Raw genomic sequence first — 22726 nt, forward strand, 5'->3', positions numbered from 1 at the left:
GCGCGGAGCCTAGCCAGCCGCGTCGCGGTTGCAAGTCATTCGGCGGCCTGCTGCGCTTCTGGCGCCAAATGCCAGGCCGGCGGCGTGTCGCTGGCGCGGAGGCGGGCGCTTTCCTCGTGAATATAGTCTCGCGTCATCGGGATCGCGTCGCGGCGCTTCACGTACTGGAGCTGCCAGTTGACCATGCCGCCATAGCGGAAGGCCTGCTCGGCGCCGGCGAGGTAGAACTCCCACATGCGGAAGAAGCGCTCGTCGTAGAGCGCGACGATCTCCTCGCGGTGCATCTGCGTGCGGCGCAGCCATTCCTCGAGCGTGTGCGAATAGTGGAAGCGCATGGCCTCGACGTCCATGATCTGCCAGCCGGCCTTCTCGCTCTCGACCACCATCTCGGACAGCGCCGGGATATAGCCGCCGGGGAAGATGTACTTGCGCGTCCAGGCGTCGGTTACGCCGGGGCCGTGGGCGCGGCCGCAGCAGTGCGAGAACATCACGCCCTCGGGCTTGAGCAGCTTGAACGCGTGTTCGTAGAACGCCGGATACTGCGGCGTGCCGACGTGTTCGAGCAGGCCGACCGAGGTGATCCGGTCGAACTGGCCCTCGACGTCGCGGTAGTCCATCAGCTCGAACTTGACGCGGTCCGACACGCCGGCCTTGGCCGCACGCTGCCGGCAGAACTCGATCTGGTCGGGCGCGAGCGCGACGCCGAGCACGTCGACGTCGTAATGCTTGTGCAGATAGAGCGCGAGCCCGCCCCAGCCGCAGCCGATGTCGAGCACGGTCTTGCCCGAGCTCGTCGCCCTGTCGAGGTAGAGCTTGGCGGCGATGTGCGCCTTCTTGTCGAGCTGCGCCTGCTCGAGGCTGACGTCGGGCGTGCGGTGATAGCCCATCGTATATTGCCGGTCCTCGTCGAGGAACAGCTCGTAGAGCCGGCGGGTGAGGTTGTAGGTATGCTCGGCATTGCGCCGCGCGGCGCGCTGGTTGTTGTAGCTGTCGATCTTCGAAGCGACGCGGAAGGCGAGCTGACGCAGCGGGCCCTTGGGCCGGTAATGCGTCTCGTGGTCTTCCTCGGCGTTGCGCGCGATGAACAGCACGAGGTCGCGGATGTCGTGTGGCGCCTCGACCAGCATCCGCCCGTCCATATAGGCCTCGCCCGCGCCCATCTGCGGATAGCGCGCGACGTGGAGCGCGGCACCCTTGTCGGTGAAGCGGAGATGGATCGGAACTTCGCCCTCCGGCCCGTAGACGTATTCACGCCCGTCATGATCGGTGACGACAAGCCGGCCCTTGGTGACCAGCCGGCTCAGGAACTTGTCCAACAACCACATGAAGCGCGAGACTATCGCCGCCGAATTGCGACGCAAGCGCGGATTATTCGCGCGCGAGGAAAAGCACGTCGCGTGGCTGGGCGAGCAGGTGCTGGCCCGAATCGACGAACAGCGTCTCGCCGCTGGCCAGCCAGCCTTCTGCGAGGAACAGCGCGGCCTGGGCCAGTTCCTGCGGATCGGTCAGGCGTTCGAGCAGGTTCATGCGGCCGCTGGTCAGGTGTTCCTCGGGCGCCTGGTCGAAGCTTGGGAGCATGGCGCCCGGGGCGAGGCCGTAGACGCGGTCGGCGGGATCGGCCTGGGCCATGGCCATCATCTGCACGGTCGCGGCGAAGGCGTGCTTGGCCATCGTGTAGGAGAAGAAATCCGGGTTCGGATTGGCGATCTTCATGTCGGTGAGGTCGATCACGCGGCGTCCGCTCTGCGCGCGCGCCTGAGCGAGAAAGACCTGCGCCATGCGCGCGGGCGCGCCGGCGTTGACGGTGACGGCTTCGAGGAAGACGTCCGGATCGAGGCACTGCGCCGTGTCCTCGTGAAACACCGCGGCGCAGTTGACCAGAACCCGCCAGTCGTCGAGCCGCGCGGCGAGCGCTGCGATCATCGCGGCCGATGCCGATATATCGGCAAGATCGCATTGGACGATTTCCGCGGACGGAAGCGTGGCGGCCAGGGCTTCGGCCTCGTCGTGCGAATCCTTGTGGTGGATCACCACGTGCCAGCCGGCCTGGGCGAAGCTCCTGGCGATGATCGCGCCGATGCGTCGGGCGCCGCCGGTGACGAGGACTGCGGGTGGCCTTGGGGAAAGCATGGGCCTCAGCCAAGCACAGGCCAAGGCGTTAGGAAACCGGGAAAACGTCCGCCCCGGCGAAAGCACGCCGGGGCGGTGCGCTCGTCAGCGGCAGCGTACTTCGCCGCGGTCGATCTCGCGGCCGAGGAGGGCGCCGCCGGCGCCGCCGAGCAGCGTGCCGAGCACGCGGTCACCGCGGGTATCGATCGCACGGCCGAGCAGGGCCCCGGCGGCCGCACCGACGATCAGGCCGGTCGTGCCGTTGCCGCGCTTGCAGTAGTAGCGGCCGTCATTGCCGCGCCAGACGCGGTCGTTGCGGCCCAGCCGGTGCGGTTCGCGATAGCGACCATTGCCGTCGTAGAGGCCCTGGGCGCGGCGGCCGTGGGCAGGCGCCCAATGCGGCGGGTCGGCGAAGACCGGCACGGTCGGCATGGCGACCGCGGCGAGCGTCAGAGCGAGAAGGGTCTTGCGCATGATCGTTGTCCTCATGTTGTTGTGCTTCTGCCGAAATGCGTTCGGACAGGGCACCTCAACCGTCGATGAACGGATCGTTATGTGCAGATTTGTACGGTGAGCCGACGTGGTGACGCGACGAATGCTCAGCCCAGCGCGGCTTCCTTTTCGGCATAGAGCTTCTCGAGCTCCTCGCGGTCGCGGGTCGCGCGGCTCTTCTTCTCGGCCGCGGTCTTGAGCTGGCCGCAGGCGGCATCGATGTCGCGGCCGCGCGGGGTGCGCACGGGCGCGCTGATCCCGGCCTCGAAGACGAGTTCGGAGAAGCGTCGGATCCGTTCGGGGGTCGAGCACTCGTAGGCGGCGCCGGGCCAGGGATTGAACGGGATCAGGTTGACCTTGGCGGGCAGCTTGTACTGCTTGATCAGCCGGATCAGCTCGCGCGCGTCGGCGTCGCTGTCGTTCTTGTCCTTGAGCATCACGTATTCGAAGGTGATGCGGCGCGCGTTCGAGGCGCCCGGATAGTCGGCACAGGCCTGGAGCAGTTCCTCGATGCCGTACTTCTTGTTGATCGGCACGATCTCGTCGCGGACTTCCTTGGTCACCGCGTGGAGCGAGACCGCGAGATTGACGCCGATCTCTTCGCCGGCGCGTGCCATCAGCGGCACGACGCCGCTGGTCGACAGCGTGATCCGGCGCTTCGACAGCGCCAGGCCTTCGCCGTCCATGACGAGCCGCAGCGCGTCGCGGACGTTGTCGAAATTGTAGAGCGGTTCGCCCATGCCCATCATGACGATGTTGGTCAGCAGGCGCCCGTCGGCGCGATAGTCGCCGCCGTCCTCGTCCTCTTCAGCGCCATCATCGGCGGCGAAGGCGAAGTCCATGCGGCCCTTGGGCCATTCGCCGAGCGCGTCGCGTGCCAGCATGACCTGGCCGACGATCTCGCCCGGGGTCAGGTTGCGCACCAGCCGCATCGTGCCGGTGTGGCAGAAGCGGCAGTTGAGCGTGCAGCCGACCTGGCTCGAGACGCAGAGCGTGCCGCGGTCGGCGTCGGGGATGAACACCATCTCGAAGTCGTGGTTGTCGGCGGTGCGCAGCAGCCACTTGCGCGTGCCGTCGGTCGAGACCTGGGCTTCGACGATCTCCGGCCGGCCGACGATGAAGCGTTCGGTCAGCCAGGGGCGCATGGTCTTGGCGATGTCGGTCATCGCTTCGAAGTCGGTGACGCCGCGGTGATAGAGCCAGTGGTAGACCTGCTTGGCGCGCAGCTTGGCCGCCTTGGCGTCGAGCCCGGCCTGTTCGAACAGCGCGGCGATGTCCTTCTTGGGCAGGCCGAGCAGGTCGACGCGGCCATCCTCACGCGGGGTGATGTCGCGCGCGACGGGAAGCGGGTCGATATGCCCGGGGATCTGCATCAGGTTCGTATCTGCCATGGGAACGGCGCATATAGTCGCGTTGTGGGGAAAATTCTACCTCTGCTGGACGCAGCCGATCGAGGCGGCGTCCATGGCCGTGGCGGCGCCGGTCAGCGGCCAGGTGTTGGAGAAGCCGCCGCCCTTGGCGTCACGCGCCGAGACCGTCATCGCACTGGCCGAGCGCATCGCGGCAACGATCGCCGCGTCCATGCGCCGATCGACCGCCCAGGCGTCGCCGCCGCCGCCGGTCAGCTCGAAGCGCTCGCGTCCGACGGTCAGCACGATGCGCGAGGCCGGCGCCAGCTTGCGCGAAAGGCGCAGATGCACCTGACCGCGAACCTCGCGTCGCGGCCAGGTGCCGATCGCGGCATAGGGCTGATAGTCGCGCTGCTTGGTGCTCGGCTCGGCCATGGCCAGGGCATAGCAGCGCGGCACGGCCGGATCGCGGAAGGCACCCCAGGTCGAGAACATGCCGAGGCTGTCGCGCGCCGCTGCCGGGGCGGGGAGAAGCAGGGCCAGAGTGCACAAGGTGACAAAGGTGACAAAGGTGACAAAGGTGACACGGTTCAGCGAACGCAAACCGGGAGCCGGGAAACCGCGGTCGGATGCCGCGTGCGCTTCGCGAAGGGAGGGGAGTTTGCCGGCCATTTCCGGGGTCTTCGCAGAATCCGCGCGCGTAGGAAAGCTTGGCGCTCGGCCGCGGCCACCCTCATCCAAGCTTCGCGAGCTCGCTGCACGGGCAAGCTGTGCTATCCTTCTCCCGCCGGCGGGAGAAGCGCGAGACTTGGTAAGCCCTGGGCGAACCCAGTCGCAGCGGTGAGGGTGGACGCGAAGGCAGCGTCAAGCCACCTCGCGGAACACCTCGCCGATCTTCTTGCCGTCCTCGAAATAGCCGTGGCCGTAGTCGCCCTTGATCGTCGTGCGCAGCGTCTGGCGTTCGTGCTTGGCGTCGCAGCCCTCGACCGCGTGGACCATGCGGTGATTGTCCCAGATCACCAGGTCGGTCGGCTTCCACTCGTGCCAGTAGGCCGCGTTGCCCGTGCCCTGGCGGTTGATTTCGTGACAGACCGCATCATAGACCGCCTCGAACTCTGCGGTCTCGTTGTGCTCGACGCCAACCGACATCCACGGGCCGATATGCAGCACCTTTTCGCCGGTCTCGCGCGTCCAGACCGCGGGATGCATCGCCCGCGGAAAGATCGCGACTTCCTTGAGCAGTGCCAGCATCGGCGGCGAATTGTCCTCGAAAGCCTTGAAGTTGACGCCGAAGCGCTGCTTGGTCAGCCGCGTGTCGAGCGTGTAGATCACGTTGAGCCCCTCGATCTGCGCAAGCAGGTCCTTGGGGAAGTTCTTGTAGAGCTCGATCCCGTCCATGAAGCCGGTACGGCCGCCCTCGGGCGCGACGATCGGGGAGCGTAGCACGCCGGCGTAGTTGAGCTCGTCGTTGTAGCAGTGGTCGAAGTGCCAGGGCGAGAAGCGCGCGAGCACCTGGCCGTCGATCTCGACCAGTCCGCCGGCGTCGTTGTTCCCCTTCTTGGGATCGTAGTGCATGTCGATCACGCCCTCGGCCTCGTCGCCGGTCTCGCCGTCGCGCGGAGTCGACTTGGTCGGGTGATCCTTGAGCGGGCCGAAGATCTTGCTGACCGCGACCTGCATCTTCGCGCTCGGTTCCATGTCCTCGAACACGATCAGGCCGCGCTCGACGAAGGTTGCGTTGATCCGCTCGCGCACTGCCGGATCGTTGATGTTGTCCCAGTTCAGACCCGCTATCCGCGCGCCGAAGGCGTGTTCGCTGCTGAGTTCGCTGACCTTGATCTCGGCCATGTCCTATCTCCCAATTCGCGCCGTCACGGTTTTCCCGCATCCGGCTGCATCCGCACCGATCTCATGCTTTTGCACAAGGTGACGAGCAAAAGGTAACGCGTCCGTGCAGGCGGGACAATATCTCAGACGCCGAAGGTGACGTGACCCTCGGCGTCGATCGCCCAGGCGGGATTGAAGGCGATTTCCCAGGAGTGGCCGTCGGGGTCGGCGACATAGCCGCGGTAGCCGCCGTGCGGTGGCGCATCGGCGGGGCGCAGCAGGCTGCCGCCGGCGGCGACGAGCTGGTCGATCAGACTGTCGACGGTGGCCTCGTCTGGCGCGTTGTGCGCGAGGCTGAAGGCGCCGGCGCCGTCACCGCCGGTCCGGCGCATGTCGTCCTCGAGTTGCGGTCGCAGCCAGGTGCCGAGCATGAGCCCGTTCATCTGGTAGAACGCGACTTCCTCGTTCTCGAAGACGGGCTTCCAGCCGAAGCCCTCGGCGTAGAAGCGCTTCGAGCGCGCAAGATCGGCGATGCCGAGCGTGATGACCGAAATCTGCTGCTGCATGATTGCCCCAATGCGCGAGCCGGCGGCGCGGTTCCCCTCAGGAGCAGGCGCTTCAGGGATAGGCGATTCCGACGACTTCCCATTCCTTCTCGCCGCCGGGCAGGTGGACGCGGCGCAGGTCGCCGATAGCTGCGCCGCGCAAGGCACGCGACAGCGGCGCGCTCCAGCCGATGCGGCCGAGGCTGGCGTCCTGCTCGTCGTCGCCGACCAGGGTGAGCACGCGCTCGTTGTCGTCCTCGTCGGCGATCGTCACCGTCGCGCCGAACCAGGCGCGGCCCTTGTCCGCCTGCGCCGACGGATCGATCACGCGCAGCTTGGCCATGCGCCGCGCGAGGTGCGCGAGCTCGCGGTCGATCTCGCGCATGCGCTTGCGGCCGTAGAGGTAGTCGCCGTTCTCCGAGCGGTCGCCATTGCCCGCGGCCCAGCTGACGATCTCGACGATCGCCGGCCGTTCGGTGCCGAGCAGGTGATCGTAGCGCGCGCGCAGGCTTGCCATCCCCGCAGGGCTGATCGGTGGTCCGTCGGGCTTCATCGGATCAGCCCGGCGTGCGCTTGCCGATGAAGTGGCTCAGCGGCGCCGCGCCAGAATAGCGCGCGCGGTTGGGGTTCATCGCCTCGTAGACGACGGCATTCTCGAGGACGCGCTGAACGTAGTTGCGCGTCTCGCTGAGCGGGATCTTCTCGATCCAGTCGATCCAGTCGATGCCGCCCTGGCGCGGATCACCGTTGCTGCGCAGGAACTTGTTCACGTTGCCCGGGCCCGCGTTGTAGGCAGCGACGGCGAGCGGATAGGACCCGCCGAAATAGTCCATCATCCGGCCGAAATAGGCGTCGCCCAGGCGCAGGTTGTAGGTCGCATCGGTGGTGATGGCCGCGGGGCTGTAGGCGAGGCCGATCTTGCCGGCCTGCTCGCGCGCGGTACCTGGCATCAGCTGCATGAGCCCGCTTGCGCCGGCGTGGCTGACCGCGTTCATCGAGAACTGGCTCTCCTGGCGGCTGATCGCGTGGACCATCGTCCAGTCCGAGCCCGGCGGCGTCGGGATCAGCGGGAACGAGATCTGGTTGAACTTGTCCATGCCTTCCGAATGGGCGGCCTGGCCGAGGATGACGCCGAGGTCGCGGCGGCCGAGGCTGCTGGCCAGTTCGGCGACGAGGACGTGGTCGCTCTCGCTGACCGCCTGGTCGCTGATCTCGCGGAAGAAGCGAACCGTGGTCTTCCAGTCGGCGCCGCGGGCGACTTCGCGCACGGCCTGGGTGATCGGGCGGGCGAGGAAGGCCTGGCGCTCGGCCGGGGCGGGGTTGACCGTCGGTGCGTGCGACAGCGGCGGCACCGGCCGGCCGAGCCGTTCGAGCGCGAGCATGCCGTAGAATGCGGTCGGATGCCGGCCGGCCTGTTCGAGATAGCGGTTGGCGCCGGCGGCGTCGCCGCTGCGCGAGGCCGCGATTCCGGCCCAATAGAAGCCCTTGGCGCGCGTCTGCGGCGTCTGTGCGGCGGCGCCGTAGCGGTAGAACAGCGGCGCGGCCGAGCCGGGGCTGTTCATCGCCATGGCCCTGGTCCCGCCGAGCCACATCAGCGAGGTGTAGTCGTCGCGGATCTTGTAGGCCATGCGGCTGACGTCGGTGCCCGGCGCGAAGGTGTCGTCGATCGAAGCGGCGATGCGCACCGCGCTCGACGAGTCGGCGCTGCGCGCGGTCGCCAGCAGTTCGGCGATCCACTTCTCGGGATCGAGCGGCGGCGTCTGCGCGGGCGGGCGCGTCGCCAGCATCTGCACGGCCGAATAGGCATTGCCCGAACGCCGCGCCTGGCGGACGCTGGCATAGACGTAGCCCGCGTCGCGCAGCGCGTCGCCGGGCACGGGCAGGCCGAGCTGACCCGGCGAGGAGCCCTGGTTCAGCGCCAGCCGCGCATTGAAGCCCGCGCGCGCATTGGGTGAGACATAGGCCATCTGGCGCGCGGCGGCATTGGCGTCGCCGGCCCAGAGGAGCGCGTTCATCCGCGCGTCGTGGTCGGCCTGGGTCAGGCTCTGGCCGAGCAGCGAAAAGATCGCCGCTTCGGAAGCGTCGTTCATCGGGCCGCCGCGCCAGGCGACGAGCGCGGTGCTGCGCGCTTCGGGCCGCTGCAGCGCAGCCAGCGCCAGGGCGTAGCGCGCGCGGGCACCGTTGGTCAGCGGCGGGAAACGGTCGAAATAGGCGACGAGCCGGCGCAGGTCGGGCGATTCGCGGTCGAGCGCCTTCTCGGCATAGGTGCGCAGCTTGTCTTCGTCGGGCAGGCCCGGATAGGCCAGCAGGTAGCTCGCATAGGTCTCGAAGCCGAGCACGCCGGGCGATCCGGTGAGCTGGCGCCACTGGGCGATCGCGGCCGCCATGCCCGTGCTCGGACCCGCAGCGAGCTGCTGGCGCGCACGGTCCCATTCGCCCCCGTCGCGATTGGCGTCGCGATTGGTATCCTGGCAAGCGGCGGGCGTCGAAATCGAAGCCAGGCCGAAGAGCAGCACAAGAGGAGTCGCACGCATGCTGGACATAGAGGGCCAAGGCTCCTTATCAGGCGCTGAATGAAATAAACCGACCCCGCCGGCCGGCCAGATCTTTTCGAGTTCGGGCGCCGTCATGGGGCAAGTGCAGGTGCAAAGTCCATGTTTTCCGGTTCCATTCCCGCCCTGGTTACACCGTTTCGCGACGGAGCGTTCGACGAGGCCGCCTTCCGCAAGCTGGTCGACTGGCAGATCGAGAATGGTTCGTCGGGCCTGGTTCCTTGCGGCACCACGGGCGAGAACTCGACGCTGTCGAATGCCGAGCATCATCGCGTGATCGAGGTCTGCGTCGAGCAGGCTGCGGGCCGCGTGCCGGTGATCGCCGGCTGCGGCAGCAACGACACGATGAACGCGCTGCTGCACATGAACTTCTCGAAGAAGTGCGGCGCCCAGGCCGCGCTGCTCGTCGCGCCCTATTACAACCGTCCGAGCCAGGAAGGCCTGCTCGCGCACTTCGGCTATCTGGCCGAGCACAGCGACCTGCCGATCGTGCTCTACAACGTGCCGGGCCGCACGGTGACCGACCTCAAGCCCGAGACCGTCTGCGAGTTGACCCGCCGCCATCCGGGCCGCTTCGTCGCGATCAAGGACGCCAGCGGCGACCTCAGCCGCGTCACCGACCACCGCATGGGCATCGCGGGCGATTTCGCCCAGCTCTCGGGCGACGACGAACTGGCCCTGCCGTTCAACGCCGCGGGCGGCGTCGGCTGCATTTCGGTGACCGCCAACGTCGCGCCGCGGCTCTGCGCCGATTTCCAGGCCGCCTGCGCCGAGGGCGACCTCAAGAAGGCGCGCGAGCTCAACGACAAGCTCTATCCGCTGCACTACGCGATGTTCGAAGACGCCTCGCCGGGGCCGTGCAAGTACGCGCTGGCGCAGGTCCACGACTGGATCGGCGACGAACTGCGCCTGCCGCTGGTCGGTCCGAACGCTGCGGCGCGCCAAGCGGTCGACGCCGCGCTCAAGCACGCCGGCCTCGCCTGATTCGAACAAGCTATCCGGCGGACGATCAGTCGGCCGGGTTGTGCTGCGTCACGAAGCGCATCGCCGCTTCGAGCATCTGCTTGCGCGTTTCGGGGCGCGAGAGCCAATGGTCCTCCTGGCGCAGCACGACCAGCTCGTGCGGCTTGTCCGCGCGCTTCAGCGCGCCGGCCATGGCCGTGCTCTGGTCGAACCCGACCACCGTATCGTCCTTGCCGTGGATCAGCAGGATCGGCGCGTCGGCCTTGTCCGCCGCACGTCGCGGTGAGACGGCATTGAAGCCGGCCGGACTGCCCAGGCTCTCGATCAACTGCGCGCGGACCATCAGGTTGTCTCCGCTCGCGCTGTTCTGCTTGGAATAGAGGTCCGCAAGGTCGCTGACCGGCGCCACCGCGACGGCGCAGCGATAGAGGCCGTTCTGCAAGGTGACGCCGGCCAGAGCGGCATAGCCGCCATAGCTGGCGCCCATGATGCAGGCGCGCTTGGGATCGGCCACGCCCTGGCGCACCAGTTCCGCGAGGCCGTCGGAAAGGTCGGTCTGCATCTTGCGCCCCCACTGGCCGTAGCCCGAACGCATGAAGGCGGCGTCGCGATTGGTCGATCCGCGGAAATTGGGCTGGAACACGGCATAGCCGCGCGAGGCGAAGGCCTGGGCCCACCAGTCGAACGAGGCGGTGTCGTGCGCGTGCGGCCCGCCGTGCGGGAAGACGATCACCGGCAGGTTCCTGGCCGCGCGGCCGGGCGGCAGGGTGAGCACGCCGTCGAGTGCCGTGCCGTCGGCGGCCTTGTAGCTCACGGTCGAGATCGGCCCGACCTGTGCAGGCGCGATCGCGGGGCGTTCGGTCCCCGCCGAATCGGCCGCCATGCGTTTGAGATCGACGAGATGCCAGCTACCGCTGTCGCCGTTTCCGCTCGTCCGCACGAGGAAGTGGCCGAAATCGGGTGTCCAGTCCTCGATCTCGACGTGGAGCTTGGGAAAGGCGCGATAGACCTTGCGGAAGGTCGCCTGGGCGGCCGGGTCGAACAGCACGGCGTTGCCGCCGCTGCGGGGGAGATAGCCGATGATTCGCCCGTTGGTCTGATCGACGTAAATCCGCTCGAGCGTGACGCCGGGAAGGAATTCGCTGGCCGCGCCGCCCGCCAGTGGCGTTTCGAACCAGCGCCGTTCCTGCGTGTCCCTGTCGTCGGTGGCGTAGATCAGGCTCGTGCCGGCGGTACCGAGCGCGATCAGGCTGACGTCGCCTTGGCGATCGACGCCCGAGGCAATCGCGGCGCCCTGGCCGTTGTCGATCTGCCAGCGGCCCGAGGACGTGTCGATGTCGAGCACGGCAGCGGGTTTGCCGGCACTGTCGACCAGCCACTTGCGCCAGTGGCTTTCGCCGGGCGCATAGCCGATCTTGCGCGGATTGTTCGTCGCCAGGTCGACCGCGAAGAGCGCGGGGCGGCCGTGATCGAACTCCCAGCCGACCCGGCCGCGATCGCTGCGCTTGAGCTCGACACCGCCGTAGAAGCCGGTCCACTTACCGTCGACCAGCCGGGTTCCGTAGTTGCCGAAAGTGGCCTTCGCCAGCGATTGCGAGCGCGCGAAGACCAGCTCGGATTTCCCGCCGTCGAGCGGGATCAGGTAGACGCCGAACATCTCGGCCTTGTCGGTGGTGAACTCGGGGCCGAGGCGCTGGGTCGCGCTGGTCACGGCGGTGACCATGTTCTCGCCGGCCCAGTCGAGCGCGCGCAGCTTGGCTTCGCCGAGCCCGGTCGCGGCGCGGACCGCCTGATCCTCGATGACGGTCAGCTTGCGCTCGCCATGGACGCGGCCGATGATCGCCAGGCCCTTGCCGTTGGGCGACAGCGCCATGTGTTCGATCTCGGGCAGGTCGCCATAGGCTTCGAGCGGAGGGGCCGGCTCGGCCGACTGCGCGGCCATGGCCCAGGATGCGGCCAGGACTGCTATCGACGCTCTACAAGCGCTGGCAATCGACGGCGTTTTACGCCGCGCATTCATCTGAACCGGCATGAGTTCCTTCCGCGTGCTCCGGCGCGGGATCTGGCAAGTTTGCCAGCGGCGAACAAGCAGGGTTGCCTCCGAATGGGTGTCGATTGTCCCGCGCGCGTAGACGCTTTCGCAAGGACTTGCGGCATGGCGCCGCTGGCCCGACACTCTCCTGCGAATCACAAGAAACGCAGGAGAGAGTGCATGTCGGGAAACTGGACCACGCAAGCCGAGATCAGCAGCCCGCGCGCGCAGCGGGCCATGGCCTATGGCGACAAGATGGCCGCGATCGTCAACCGCAAGTCCGATGATGGCTGGGATGCGCTGCTGCCGCTGATCGACGCGGACCGCTTCGTGCGTCGCGGCAACGAGCGCACCGAGATGGACTGGCCGAGCTATCGCGCGATGCTCGAACAGTGGGGCGCGCACAGTCAGAAATACGAGAAGGACCTGCACCGCGCGAGCGAGGTGGGCAATCTCGTCTATCTCGACCTCGACGAGCGCGCGACCGCGGCCGACGGCTCGGTCAGTTCGCTGCGCTCGGTTTCGGTCTACGAGTTCGACGAGGCCGACCGTATCGTCGCGGTCGACGTGATCATGGGCTTCCACCAGCCGCAGTGACGGAGGTCGCGGGCGGATATTTGCGAAATCGCGCCTTTTACAAAGCCCTCGCGATCTCTACATCCGCCCGACCATGGCCCGTCCGCATCACGCAGAATTCGACAAGCAGAAGACCGTCGCCGAGAACCGGCGCGCGCGGTTCGACTATTTCATCGAAGACAAGTTCGAGGCGGGCATCATGCTCACCGGCACCGAAGTGAAGAGCCTGCGCTTCGGCGAGGGCTCGATCGCCGAGGCCTATGCCGAGATCCGCGGCGGCGAGGCCTGGCTGGTCAATTCGAACGTGCCCGAGTTCAGCCACGGCAACCGCTTCAACCACGAGCCCAAGCGCCCGCGCAAGCTGCTGCTCAACGCGCGCCAGATCGATCGCCTGCACGGGGCGGTCGAGCGCAAGGGCATGACGCTGGTGCCGCTTTCGATCTATTTCAACACGCGCGGCCGCGCGAAAGTGGAACTGGCCCTGGCCAAGGGCAAGAACACGGCCGACAAGCGCCAGACGGTCAAGGACCGCGACTGGAAACGCGAACAGTCGCGGATTATGCGGGATCACGGTTAAGGTTAACGTCAGTTGTCTCTGCGATAGCGGGGCCATGGCCACAGACGGAATCATGCAGAACAAATTTGTCTCCTGGCTGCATCGCACGATGCCCAAGCGCGAAGAGCTCGAAGCCAACCGCTTCGTCGCGCCCTTGGCGCGTCGGCAGGAGCTGTGGCGCTTCACCCGCCGCTCGGTTCCGCGCGGCGTGGCGGTGGGCCTGCTGATCGGCATTTTCGCGCTGATTCCCGGGGTCCAGATCGTCGGCGCTGCACTGATGTGCGTGCCCTGCCGCGGCAATATCCCGATCGCCGCGGCGATGACCTTCCTGTCGAACCCGCTGACGACGCCGCTGATCCTGATCGCCTCGGCCTATATCGGCAACAAGCTGGGTTTCCACGCCGACATCTCGACCCTGATGTCGATGGTCGAGCACAGCGCCGGCCTGCGCGAGTGGACGCGCTGGCTGCTGTCCGATGCGGCGCCCGCGCTGCTGATCGGCTTGTTCGTGATATCGGTGGTCTCGGCCGCCGTCGGCTATCTGGTCTCGTCGTTCTTCTGGCGCTGGTGGATCGGCCACAAGCGTCGCACGCGCCACGAAGCCCTCGTCGTCCCGCAACCGGCCGAATTGCTCGAATGAACGGCGAAGCTCCCGCGCGCAGACCGGCCGATTGGGCCATGGTCGCGGGAGCGCTCGCTCTCAGCCTGCTGCTCATCTGGGCGATCACCCGCGAACCGCTGGTCGCCGCCGCCTTTGCCGGCGGAATCGGCGTGCTCGGCGGAATCGGCTATGTCCTCACGCGCCCGCGTCCGACCGAGACCCAGACCGAATTCGCGCTGCCCGACTGGTCGGTGACCGTCGCCGCGATCGAGAATCCCGACATAGCGATTGCCATCATCGACCGCGCCGGCCGGCTGGTCTGCGCCAATGCGCGCTATGAAAATTGGTTCGGTGCCGGTCATGCACCGCCGCGTCTGCCGGTCGACGAAGCCTCGCTCGAACGCCTCGCCCGCGCCGCCCGTTCGGCCTGGCGCGACGGCCGCGGCGTCACCGATCTGGTCGAGAGCGCGCTGGCCGATTCGGGAGTCCATCGCTGGAAGGCCCAGGCCGAGCGTGTCGGTCGCGGTGACGATTTCCTGGTCTGGCGCTTCGTCCCGATTCTCGCCACCGATCCCGTCGCCGATCTCGTCCAGCATCTCGACGGCAAGCTCGGCCGCGCGCTCGACCGCGCGGGCTTCGCCGCGGCGATCGTCGATCCCGACGGCGTGATCCGCGCCGCCAGCACCGGCTTCGCCGCGCGGGCGCTCGGCGACATCCTCGCCTCGCCCGTGGGGCAGGATTTCGTCTCGCTGCTCCAGCAGGAGGAAAGCGACCGGATATCCTGGGCGCGCGAAGGCCGTCGCGGCAATCCGCTGACGCTCTACTACGTGCCCGTCGCCGATCCCGACCTGCCCGGCGAGCCCGATCCCGATACGACGCCTTCGCTGATGCTCGTCGTCGATTCGGGGGTCGGTCTCGGCGGTGGAACCACCGAAGTGAGCGCCGCGGCGCCGCATCTCGAGGCGCTGCTCGGTCAATTGCCGCTGGGCCTCGCGATGGCCGATCGCGACGGTCGCCTGCTGTTCGCCAATGCCGCCTTCCTGCGTGCCGCCGGTCGCGAGGGCGAGGCACCGCCGACCTATCCGACCGACCTCGTCGTGCGCGAGGACAAGGGCGCCTTGTCCGATTCGATCCGCCGCTATGGTCAGGGCCCGGCGACCGCGGGCGACATCGCCGTGCGGCTGGCCAGCCAGCCCGACGATCCGGTCTCGCTGAGCCTTGCCGGCGTGCGCGGGCTGGGCGAGGCGGCGGTGCTGCTGGGTCTGACCGACAGCTCGGAGGAAACCCGGCTCAAGCGCCAGGTCGCGCAGGCGACCAAGATGCAGGCCGTGGGCCAGCTCGCCGGCGGCGTCGCGCACGATTTCAACAACGTGCTGACCGCGATCCTCGGCACCTGCGACCTGATGCTGCTGCGCCATACGCCCGGCGATTCGGACTATGACGACATCCAGCAGATCCGCGCGAATTCGAACCGCGCCGCCTCGCTGACTCGCCAGCTGCTCGCCTTCTCGCGCCAGCAGACCCTGCGCCCCGAAGTGCTGCAGCTGCCCGACGTCGTCGCCGAGATATCGCAGATGCTCAAGCGGCTGATCGGCGAGAAGATCCAGTTCACCGTCACCCACGATCGCGATCTCGGCTCGGTCCGCGCCGATCCGTCGCAGCTTGGCCAGGTGATCATGAACCTGATCGTCAACGCGCGCGATGCCATGTTGCCGCGTGGCGGCAGTCTGAGTCTCTTGACCAAGAGCGTCACCGCCGCCGACGTGCGCGGCATGCGCAGCGAGATCGTGCCCGTGGGTGACTACACGGCGCTGATCGTCGAGGACACGGGCTCGGGCATTCCGGCCGAGAACCTCGGCAAGATCTGGGAGCCGTTCTTCACCACCAAGGAGCAGGGCAAGGGCACGGGCCTCGGTCTTTCGACGGTCTACGGCATCGTCAAGCAATCGGGCGGGTTCATCTTCGCCGACAGCGAGGTGGGCCGCGGCACGCGCTTCACGATCTACCTGCCCGTCCATCACGGCCCGCCGGCGAGCGCGGCCGTGGTCGTGGCGCCGCCGCCGAGCGCCTGGGCCGGGGGCGGGACGATCCTGCTGGTCGAGGACGAGGACACCGTGCGCATGGTCGCCGAGCGCGCCCTGGCGCGGCACGGTTACAAGATCACCACGGCCTGCGATGGCGAGGAGGGCCTCGAAGCGGTCCAGAGCGGCGGGCAGTTCGACCTCGTCGTCAGCGACGTGGTGATGCCGAGCATGGATGGGCCGGCGATGGCGCGCGAGATCCGCAAGCTCGTGCCCGATCTCCCCGTGCTGTTCATGTCGGGCTATGCCGAGGAGCAATTGCGCCGGCAGATCGACATCGAGAACGTGCACTTCATTCCGAAGCCGTTCTCGGTCCAGCAGATTTCCGACAAGGTCGCCGCGGTCCTGGCCGCGGGGCGCTAGACCCGCGCCATACGGTCAGCGGCGAGCGTTGCCGCTGCGCTTGAGCACGATGTCCTGGACGAAGAGGAACAGCTCGAAACCGCCGATCGCGGCAAGCATCAGCGGCAGGATCGGCGACGGGGCGAGATCGAGTGCGAGCCCGCCGAAATAGAGCACCGCGATCAGCAGTCCCGTCGCGGCGGCCCAGGCGCGCATCAGTTCGAAAAGGGAAAGCGACTTCACGGGCGATCTCCAGATGGACGACGCGAGGGCTCGCGGAAAAAGCGTGCTGCTGCGCGGATTCCCGACGGACACCCCTGGGATGCCCCTGTCCGCACGGTCCGCTGCAGCAGCGAGACGGCCCCTATGGACGATGCCGGCGCGAGTCCATGCGACCGGCCGCATGTTGCGACCAAGGTCTAAGGGCTTGGCGCGATTTATCTTTCTCAGGTGCCGCGCAAGCGACGGCGCCGATTGCCGCATGCCCTAGACCGTCGCTCGATCACCGATTCGCCGACATCCGCAAAATTTTTTGTTCTCCTCTTGTTCGGTGAGAACAAACGCGATACATAATGCCTCGGTTGACCTTCCCGGTCGGTGCTCTAGGCAGGAGGACGTGAAAATGGCTGCTCAGCTCAAGCTGATCCAGGAAGGCAAGGAAAAGGACTCCATGGACCGTCAAAAGGCGCTCGAAGCAGCGCTGGCTCAGATCGATCGCGCTTTCGGCAAAGGCTCCGCGATGAAGTTGGGCTCGAAGGAGACGATGCAGGTGGAGGCGATCTCCACCGGGTCGCTCGGACTCGACATCGCGCTCGGTGTCGGCGGCCTGCCGCGCGGTCGCGTGATCGAGGTCTACGGCCCAGAAAGCTCGGGCAAGACCACGCTGGCGCTCCACGTCATCGCCGAGGCGCAGAAGACCGGCGGCACCGCCGCTTTCGTCGACGCCGAGCACGCGCTCGATCCCGCCTATGCCAAGAAGCTCGGTGTCGACATCGACGAACTGATCGTCTCGCAGCCCGACACGGGCGAACAGGCGCTCGAGATCGTCGACACGCTGGTGCGCTCGAACGCGATCGACGTGCTCGTGGTCGACTCGGTCGCCGCGCTCGTCCCCCGCGCCGAGATCGAGGGCGAGATGGGCGACAGCCACGTCGGCTTGCAGGCACGTCTGATGTCGCAGTCGCTGCGCAAGCTCACCGGCTCAATCAGCCGTTCGCGCTGCATGGTGATCTTCATCAACCAGCTGCGCATGAAGATCGGCGTGATGTACGGCAATCCCGAGACGACGACGGGCGGCAATGCGCTCAAGTTCTACGCCTCGGTCCGTCTCGACATCCGCCGCACCGGCCAGATCAAGGACCGCGACGAGATCACCGGCAACGCCACGCGCGTGAAGGTGGTCAAGAACAAGGTGGCGCCGCCGTTCAAGCAGGTCGAGTTCGACATCATGTACGGCGAGGGCATTTCGAAGATCGGCGAGATTCTCGACCTCGGCGTCAAGGCCGGCATCGTCGAGAAGTCGGGCGCCTGGTTCAGCTACGATTCGATCCGCATCGGGCAGGGCCGTGAGAATTCGAAGACCTATTTGCGTGAAAATCCCGAAGTTGCCGACCGTCTGGAAGCCGCCATTCGCGGTCGCACCGACGGTCTTGCGGAGGAGATGATGGCAGGCCCGGACGCGGACGACGACATCTGACCCTTCAAGGAACGTCGCCCGGCAACCCCGGAGGCGTTCGAGGAAACGGGACCGGTGCGGGCCGCGAGTGGCCGCACCGGTCCTTTCCGTTTGGGGACCGCGCTCGAGGACCGGAACTCGGGTGCGCGATCGTCATGCCGATCCTTAGACTTTGGTCGAATGCGGTCTTTTGCAGGGCATGAGGTAAGCAGCCGGTAAGTACGTTTTGTTAGTCCGGGTCGCTAACGGAATATGGTTGCAGACGATCGCTGGACTGCGATGCGACGGACCGAGATGCCGTGGATGGAACGGTGATGCCAATGCCGGATGACAAGCTGAACGACGAAGCGGGCCGCCTCGCGGCGCTCGCGCGTTACGACATTCTCGACAGCCCGGCCGACGGCGCCTTCGATCGGATCACCGAACTTGTGCGGGCCGTGCTGGGGGTGCCGATCTGCGCGGTGTCGCTGGTCGATACCGATCGCCAGTGGTTCAAGTCGCATCCCGGCGTCGACGCGTCGGAAACGGCGCGCGAGATCGCCTTCTGCGATCACACGATCCGCGGCCGCGATGCGATGATCGTTTGCGATGCCACGCAGGATTCGCGCTTTCGGGAAAATCCGCTCGTCACCGGCGAACTCGGCATCGCCAGCTATGCCGGCGTGCCGCTGGAAACCCCCGACGGCTATAACATCGGCACGCTCTGCGCGATCGATACGCGGCCGCGCGATTTCGATCCGGGGCAGATCGCGATCCTCAAGAGCCTGGCGGCGCTCGTCGTCGATCAGCTCGAACTGCGCAACATGGCCGACCGCGATTCGCTGACCGGCGCGCTGACCCGCCGTGCCTTCGTCGCAGAGGTCGACAGGAAGATCACCCTGTTCGACCGCGGCCAGCGCCCGGCCGCACTGGTGATGCTCGACATCGATCATTTCAAGCGGGTCAACGACACCCATGGCCACGCCGTGGGCGACAAGGTCATCCGCGCCGTGGTCCAGGCCTGCCAGGGCACGCGTCGCCCCGCCGATACGCTGGGCCGGCTCGGTGGCGAGGAATTCTGCCTGCTGCTGGCCGAGACGACCGAGGCTGCCGCCATCCAGGCTGCGCAGCGCTTCTGCTATGGCCTGCGCAACCTCGTCATCGACAACGATCCGCCGCTGCGGGTTACCGCAAGCTTCGGCGTCGCCGCGATCGGTGCGGATCGCATGACCGCCGATCTCTGGCTCGCTGCCGCCGATTCCGCTCTTTACGAGGCCAAGCGCAATGGCCGCAACCGCGTCGCCGTGGCGCCGCTGGTCGAGACGCGCGCGGCCTGACGCGTTCCGCTGAAACGATCGCTCCGAACCCGAGGCATCCCCCGCGGCGCGTGCCGCCAATTCGCCGCAATCCGATGGTCTCCACGCCGCGTGGAGGTTCCATGCCCGCAGATGCTGTCCCCGTTCCGATAGAAGCACCGGCCCCGGTCGGGCCAAGCATTACCGGCCGGTTCAACGTGCTCGGCCCGCCGGTCAAGCCGCGCTGTCCGCCGTCGCCGAACGGTGAGATCGTGGTCTGCGCGCAGAACAACGAGCAGTTCCGCCTGCGGCCATTGCCCGATCGTTACGAGCAGAAGGAGGGACCGCCCGAACTCAAGCTCGGCGAAAACGCCAGTGCCAAGGTCGAGGTCGAGCGCGGAGGCGTCGGCGGCGTCATCAGCAACCGTGTGATGATGAGGATGAAGCTGAAGTTCTGACGGTCACAGCCGCAAGGCGCAGGGCACGGGGAGCGCGATCCCCACGCCCTGCCAGGTCCGTTTCTCTCAGGCCATCTCGGCGACCCTTGCCTTGACCACGTCGTCGGCGTGCTTGCCCGCCAGTTCCTGCAGATGGTCGAACGTGGCGCTGAAGCTCGCCAAGCCCTGGCTCAGCGAGCGCAGCTCGGCATCGAGCCCGTGCAGTGCGGCCTCGGGCAGCAGGGCTTCGACCCGATCCCACCGCGCCCAGTCGGGATGCGGCGCGAGGCCGAGAATCTGGCCGCGTCGGCTCGACAGCACCGAGCCCACCTTCGAACCTGTCCCCGCCGGTGCATCGACCGTCACCTTGCAGATCGGCTCGAGCAGATAGGGCGCCGCCGCCGCCAGCGCCTCGCCCATCGCCATGCGCCCGGCCACACGGAAGGCGAGTTCGGACGAATCGACCGAGTGGAACGAGCCGTCTATCAGGGTCACCGCGACATCGACCACGGGAAAGCCCAAAGGTCCTTTCATCATCGCATCGCGCACACCCATTTCGACCGCGGGAATGTACTGCTTGGGGATTGCCCCGCCGGTGATCTTGTCGTCGAAGCGGAAGCCTTCGCCGGCGGCGAGCGGGCGAATCTCGATCACGCAGTCGCCATACTGGCCGTGTCCGCCCGACTGCTTCTTGTGCCGGCCGCGCTGGCTGGCCGGCTTGCGGATCGATTCGCGGTAGGCGATCCGCGGCGCGCGGGTGTCGACCGCGACGCCGTAACGCCGCTGCAGCCGCCCGAGCACGACCTGGAGATGATCGTCGTTGACCCCGCGCAGCAGGGTTTCGTGCGTCGCATCGTCCTGCGACCACTGCAGCGCCGGATCTTCCTCGCAGAGCCGGTGCAGTGCCGTCGAGAGCTTGACGTCGTCCTTGCGGTCGCGCGTGGTGATGGCGATCGCCGCGTTGCGCGCCGGATATTCGACGAGCAGCGCCGAAGTGCAGCTCGCACCCTTGCCCGGCAGCAGCATGCCGCTGCGCGCTGCGTCGACCTTGGCGACGGCGACGACGTCGCCGGCCGAGGCGGCGTTCTGCTTCGCGGTCTTGTCGCCCTGAAGGAAGAACAGCGAGCCCGTGCGCGCCGGCTCGCCGCCGACGGCCAGTTCGTCGCCTTCGTTGATGCCGCCGCTCTGCGGGCCGATCACGCGGCCGAGCGCGAGCCGACCCATGGCGCCGCCATTGGCGATCTTGAACACGTGGAGCGCGGTGCCGCCCTCGATCCCGAGGCGCGCGGCGACGGCTTCGGGGCCAGGGGTCTCGTGCCGCAGCAGCTTGAGCAGCCGATGGACGCCGCCGCCGGTCAGCGCCGACCCGAGCACCACGGGAACGACCTTGTTGTGGGCGGTGTCTGAGGCGAGGTCGGCCATGACCTGCGCGGTGTCGGGCGTTTCGTCCATGAGCAGCGCTTCGAGCAGCGCGTCATCGAAATCGGCGAGGGTTTCGAGCAGGTGCGTGCGCTCTTCGTGCTCGCGCGCGATCATGTCCTGGGGAATGTCGACGCGTTCGGATTCCTGGCCGGGCCGGTAGCGATAGGCGCGCTCGAGCGCGAGATCGACATAGCCGGTGACGCGATCGCCTTCCTGGATGGGGATCTGGCGCAAGGCCAGCGGCTCGCGGCTCATCGGCTGGAGTTCGGCGATCAGATCGCGCACCGCGCCGGCGCGGGCGTTCTCGATCTTGTTGACGAAGACCGCGTGCGGCACGCCCAATTCGTCGAGCCGGCGCAGAATCGGCTCGGCGAGCGCGGCGCGTTCGGGCGCGGGATCTACCACGACCAGTGCCATGTCGGACGATTGCAGCGCGGAGAGGCCGTCGGCCGCGAAGCCCGCGCCGCCCGGCATATCGATCAACGCGAAGCGATCGCCGAGATAGTCGAAATGCATGAGGTTGATCTCGGTCGAGCCGCGGCGTGCGCGCGCCTCGGGGCTGGCGTCGCCGACGGTCGTGCCCGCCTCGACACTGCCCTGCCGCGTGATCGCGCCACTCGCGAACAAAAGCGCCTCGGCGAGACTTGTCTTTCCCGTGCCCGCCGGACCCACCAGCGCGATCGCGCGGGCCTGGGATCTGGCCTGGGGGGCACGGGCCGAACTGTTGCCGTGCAGGATACCTTTGGATGTCATGCTGCCCATCGTCGCCTCCTCTCGTGTGAAGGCGCGTCGGCGCATATCTTGCGCTCGATCGCGCAAAGACGGAACGACGATGCTCTGCCTGTCTGCGGTGAGTCGCAAGCGAAATCTATTGAATGCGGCGGCCAGGCTTCGTACCTTGTCAGGCTCCGGCGCGAGGAACAGAATCGGCTCGCGGCGCATTGTGGCGAATGTCATGGCAAGCACGCTTCCAGTGCTGATCAACCGTACCGGCGGAACTGCGGCGGCGCTCGGCGATTCGCTCCGCGCGAAGGTGGAAGAGGCCTTCGTCGCAACCGGCCGCACGATCGAGCTCGAACTCCTTGACGGTGCCGATATGGCAGAGGCGGTGCGCAGCCATCGCGGCAAGCCGCGCGTGGTCGTCGGCGGCGGTGACGGCACCTTGGGTGGTGCCGCTGCGATCCTTGCCAATTCCCCGACGGCGCTGGCGATCCTCCCGCTCGGCACGCGCAACCATCTCGCCCGCCAGCTCGGCATTCCGCTCGATCTGGAGCAGGCAGCCGCGGTGGCGGTGGACGGGCAGCGTCGCCGCATCGATCTGGGCAGCGCCGGCGACCGTGTCTTCGTCAACAACGCCTCTTTCGGCATCTACACGCGCTTCGTGCGTCAACGCGAACAGGTTTCGGGGCCCAAGTGGCTCGCCTCGATCCCGGCGACCTGGCACGTGCTGCGCAACATGCGCGCGCAGCATTTCATGCTCGAGATCGATGGCGGTGCGCGCGCGATCACGACGCCGCTGCTGTTCGTTGGCAACAACCAGTATTCGATCGAGCCCGGCCAGTTCGGTGAGCGCGAGACGCTCGAGGACGGGCAGCTCTCGGTCCTCGCCGTGGCCGCGCAGGCGCCGCACAACCTGATCGGTTTCGCCGCGCGCGCCGTCGTCGGCCTGGCGCACCCCGAGCGGGATTTCGCCGAATGCGCGAACGCCACCGAAGTGGTGATCGACGGGCAGGGCTGGATCGAGGGCGCCTTCGACGGCGAGCTCGAATGGCTGCCGCTGCCGCTGACCCTGCGCAGCCTGCCGCGGGCGCTCGGCGTGGTCACGCCCCGGGAAAGTGCATCGTCGGACCAGAATCTGTTCAAGATTCACGATTCCCGGACACACTGATCGCG

The 22726-nt window shown here is 67.4% G+C and carries 21 protein-coding genes; 9 read left to right on the top strand and 12 right to left on the bottom strand.

Going from position 1 to position 22726, the window contains the following annotated elements; translation table 11 throughout:
- Positions 1 to 35: 35 nt before the first annotated feature.
- The 9 genes from WG901_RS16970 to WG901_RS17010 all read right to left on the bottom strand — a co-directional run bounded on the left by WG901_RS16970 (position 36) and on the right by WG901_RS17010 (position 8865).
- A complete protein-coding gene (locus tag WG901_RS16970; protein WP_339588275.1) occupies positions 36 to 1325 on the bottom strand; it encodes a cyclopropane-fatty-acyl-phospholipid synthase family protein in 1290 nt (429 codons plus the stop codon).
- Between the two features lie 43 nt (positions 1326 to 1368).
- Positions 1369 to 2130, bottom strand: coding sequence for an SDR family oxidoreductase (locus tag WG901_RS16975; RefSeq protein ID WP_339588276.1), 762 nt, complete (start codon positions 2128 to 2130; stop codon positions 1369 to 1371).
- Positions 2131 to 2214: 84 nt separating this feature from the next.
- Positions 2215 to 2583 (bottom strand): glycine zipper 2TM domain-containing protein, encoded by a 369-nt coding sequence (locus WG901_RS16980; RefSeq protein ID WP_339588277.1) that lies wholly within the window; start codon positions 2581 to 2583, stop codon positions 2215 to 2217.
- A gap of 125 nt (positions 2584 to 2708) precedes the next feature.
- Positions 2709 to 3992 carry a 23S rRNA (adenine(2503)-C(2))-methyltransferase RlmN gene (gene rlmN / locus WG901_RS16985; RefSeq protein ID WP_339588278.1) on the bottom strand — a complete coding sequence of 428 codons (1284 nt, stop codon included), beginning with the start codon at positions 3990 to 3992 and terminating at the stop codon, positions 2709 to 2711.
- A gap of 36 nt (positions 3993 to 4028) precedes the next feature.
- Positions 4029 to 4553, bottom strand: a complete 525-nt coding sequence (locus tag WG901_RS16990) for an invasion associated locus B family protein (protein ID WP_339588279.1) — start codon at positions 4551 to 4553, stop codon at positions 4029 to 4031.
- A 261-nt stretch (positions 4554 to 4814) separates the two neighbouring features.
- Positions 4815 to 5798: a TauD/TfdA dioxygenase family protein gene (locus tag WG901_RS16995; RefSeq protein WP_339588280.1), complete on the bottom strand. Its 984-nt coding sequence runs from the start codon at positions 5796 to 5798 to the stop codon at positions 4815 to 4817.
- A 122-nt stretch (positions 5799 to 5920) separates the two neighbouring features.
- Positions 5921 to 6343 carry a VOC family protein gene (locus WG901_RS17000; RefSeq protein WP_339588281.1) on the bottom strand — a complete coding sequence of 141 codons (423 nt, stop codon included), beginning with the start codon at positions 6341 to 6343 and terminating at the stop codon, positions 5921 to 5923.
- Between the two features lie 52 nt (positions 6344 to 6395).
- Complete coding sequence (locus tag WG901_RS17005) at positions 6396 to 6875, bottom strand: GreA/GreB family elongation factor (protein ID WP_339588282.1); 480 nt, start codon at positions 6873 to 6875, stop codon at positions 6396 to 6398.
- 4 nt (positions 6876 to 6879) lie between these two features.
- Entirely contained in the window at positions 6880 to 8865 is a 1986-nt protein-coding gene (locus WG901_RS17010) for a lytic transglycosylase domain-containing protein (protein WP_339588283.1), read from the bottom strand.
- Positions 8866 to 8976: 111 nt separating this feature from the next.
- Here WG901_RS17010 and dapA point away from each other — a divergent pair, with 111 nt between their 5' ends.
- Positions 8977 to 9858 (top strand): 4-hydroxy-tetrahydrodipicolinate synthase, encoded by an 882-nt coding sequence (dapA, locus tag WG901_RS17015; protein ID WP_339588284.1) that lies wholly within the window; start codon positions 8977 to 8979, stop codon positions 9856 to 9858.
- Between the two features lie 25 nt (positions 9859 to 9883).
- On the opposite strand, the gene WG901_RS17020 is transcribed toward dapA, so the two are convergent.
- Entirely contained in the window at positions 9884 to 11779 is a 1896-nt protein-coding gene (locus WG901_RS17020) for an alpha/beta hydrolase family protein (protein ID WP_339588285.1), read from the bottom strand.
- Positions 11780 to 12049: 270 nt separating this feature from the next.
- Between WG901_RS17020 and WG901_RS17025 the strand changes: the two genes are divergently transcribed.
- The 4 genes from WG901_RS17025 (at position 12050) to WG901_RS17040 (ending at position 16046) form a co-directional block, all read left to right on the top strand.
- Complete coding sequence (locus WG901_RS17025) at positions 12050 to 12466, top strand: hypothetical protein (protein ID WP_339588286.1); 417 nt, start codon at positions 12050 to 12052, stop codon at positions 12464 to 12466.
- A 73-nt stretch (positions 12467 to 12539) separates the two neighbouring features.
- Positions 12540 to 13022 (top strand): SsrA-binding protein SmpB, encoded by a 483-nt coding sequence (gene smpB, locus WG901_RS17030; RefSeq protein WP_339588287.1) that lies wholly within the window; start codon positions 12540 to 12542, stop codon positions 13020 to 13022.
- 52 nt (positions 13023 to 13074) lie between these two features.
- Positions 13075 to 13641, top strand: coding sequence for a DUF2062 domain-containing protein (locus WG901_RS17035; protein ID WP_339588288.1), 567 nt, complete (start codon positions 13075 to 13077; stop codon positions 13639 to 13641).
- A complete protein-coding gene (locus WG901_RS17040) occupies positions 13638 to 16046 on the top strand; it encodes a PAS domain-containing sensor histidine kinase (protein WP_339588289.1) in 2409 nt (802 codons plus the stop codon). Before WG901_RS17035 ends, WG901_RS17040 begins: the two co-directional genes overlap by 4 nt.
- Positions 16047 to 16061: 15 nt before the next feature.
- On the opposite strand, the gene WG901_RS17045 is transcribed toward WG901_RS17040, so the two are convergent.
- The gene (locus WG901_RS17045) at positions 16062 to 16268 is read right to left on the bottom strand and encodes a hypothetical protein (RefSeq protein WP_339588290.1); all 207 of its coding nucleotides are present in this window, start codon (positions 16266 to 16268) and stop codon (positions 16062 to 16064) included.
- Positions 16269 to 16647: 379 nt separating this feature from the next.
- Between WG901_RS17045 and recA the strand changes: the two genes are divergently transcribed.
- The 3 genes from recA (at position 16648) to WG901_RS17060 (ending at position 19432) form a co-directional block, all read left to right on the top strand.
- On the top strand, positions 16648 to 17721 hold the full coding sequence (gene recA / locus WG901_RS17050; protein WP_339588291.1) for a recombinase RecA: 1074 nt from the start codon (positions 16648 to 16650) through the stop codon (positions 17719 to 17721).
- Between the two features lie 299 nt (positions 17722 to 18020).
- Entirely contained in the window at positions 18021 to 19016 is a 996-nt protein-coding gene (locus WG901_RS17055) for a sensor domain-containing diguanylate cyclase (protein ID WP_339588432.1), read from the top strand.
- A 101-nt stretch (positions 19017 to 19117) separates the two neighbouring features.
- Positions 19118 to 19432 carry a hypothetical protein gene (locus tag WG901_RS17060; RefSeq protein WP_339588292.1) on the top strand — a complete coding sequence of 105 codons (315 nt, stop codon included), beginning with the start codon at positions 19118 to 19120 and terminating at the stop codon, positions 19430 to 19432.
- Positions 19433 to 19498: 66 nt separating this feature from the next.
- On the opposite strand, the gene WG901_RS17065 is transcribed toward WG901_RS17060, so the two are convergent.
- Positions 19499 to 21595: an elongation factor G gene (locus tag WG901_RS17065; protein WP_339588293.1), complete on the bottom strand. Its 2097-nt coding sequence runs from the start codon at positions 21593 to 21595 to the stop codon at positions 19499 to 19501.
- A gap of 193 nt (positions 21596 to 21788) precedes the next feature.
- Between WG901_RS17065 and WG901_RS17070 the strand changes: the two genes are divergently transcribed.
- The gene (locus WG901_RS17070) at positions 21789 to 22721 is read left to right on the top strand and encodes a diacylglycerol/lipid kinase family protein (RefSeq protein ID WP_339588294.1); all 933 of its coding nucleotides are present in this window, start codon (positions 21789 to 21791) and stop codon (positions 22719 to 22721) included.
- Positions 22722 to 22726 lie beyond the last annotated feature (5 nt).

The organism is Novosphingobium anseongense, assembly GCF_037482895.1.
GTDB lineage: Bacteria > Pseudomonadota > Alphaproteobacteria > Sphingomonadales > Sphingomonadaceae > Novosphingobium > Novosphingobium anseongense.

Coding starts and splice junctions, on each gene's coding strand:
- WG901_RS16970 (WP_339588275.1), bottom strand. CDS start 1,325: ATGTGGTTGTTGGACAAGTTCCTGAGCCGGCTGGTCACCAAGGGCCGG.
- WG901_RS16975 (WP_339588276.1), bottom strand. CDS start 2,130: ATGCTTTCCCCAAGGCCACCCGCAGTCCTCGTCACCGGCGGCGCCCGA.
- WG901_RS16980 (WP_339588277.1), bottom strand. CDS start 2,583: ATGCGCAAGACCCTTCTCGCTCTGACGCTCGCCGCGGTCGCCATGCCG.
- rlmN (WP_339588278.1), bottom strand. CDS start 3,992: ATGGCAGATACGAACCTGATGCAGATCCCCGGGCATATCGACCCGCTT.
- WG901_RS16995 (WP_339588280.1), bottom strand. CDS start 5,798: ATGGCCGAGATCAAGGTCAGCGAACTCAGCAGCGAACACGCCTTCGGC.
- WG901_RS17000 (WP_339588281.1), bottom strand. CDS start 6,343: ATGCAGCAGCAGATTTCGGTCATCACGCTCGGCATCGCCGATCTTGCG.
- WG901_RS17005 (WP_339588282.1), bottom strand. CDS start 6,875: ATGAAGCCCGACGGACCACCGATCAGCCCTGCGGGGATGGCAAGCCTG.
- WG901_RS17010 (WP_339588283.1), bottom strand. CDS start 8,865: ATGTCCAGCATGCGTGCGACTCCTCTTGTGCTGCTCTTCGGCCTGGCT.
- dapA (WP_339588284.1), top strand. CDS start 8,977: ATGTTTTCCGGTTCCATTCCCGCCCTGGTTACACCGTTTCGCGACGGA.
- WG901_RS17020 (WP_339588285.1), bottom strand. CDS start 11,779: ATGGCCGCGCAGTCGGCCGAGCCGGCCCCTCCGCTCGAAGCCTATGGC.
- WG901_RS17025 (WP_339588286.1), top strand. CDS start 12,050: ATGTCGGGAAACTGGACCACGCAAGCCGAGATCAGCAGCCCGCGCGCG.
- smpB (WP_339588287.1), top strand. CDS start 12,540: ATGGCCCGTCCGCATCACGCAGAATTCGACAAGCAGAAGACCGTCGCC.
- WG901_RS17035 (WP_339588288.1), top strand. CDS start 13,075: ATGCAGAACAAATTTGTCTCCTGGCTGCATCGCACGATGCCCAAGCGC.
- WG901_RS17040 (WP_339588289.1), top strand. CDS start 13,638: ATGAACGGCGAAGCTCCCGCGCGCAGACCGGCCGATTGGGCCATGGTC.
- recA (WP_339588291.1), top strand. CDS start 16,648: ATGGCTGCTCAGCTCAAGCTGATCCAGGAAGGCAAGGAAAAGGACTCC.
- WG901_RS17055 (WP_339588432.1), top strand. CDS start 18,021: ATGCCGGATGACAAGCTGAACGACGAAGCGGGCCGCCTCGCGGCGCTC.
- WG901_RS17060 (WP_339588292.1), top strand. CDS start 19,118: ATGCCCGCAGATGCTGTCCCCGTTCCGATAGAAGCACCGGCCCCGGTC.
- WG901_RS17065 (WP_339588293.1), bottom strand. CDS start 21,595: ATGGGCAGCATGACATCCAAAGGTATCCTGCACGGCAACAGTTCGGCC.
- WG901_RS17070 (WP_339588294.1), top strand. CDS start 21,789: ATGGCAAGCACGCTTCCAGTGCTGATCAACCGTACCGGCGGAACTGCG.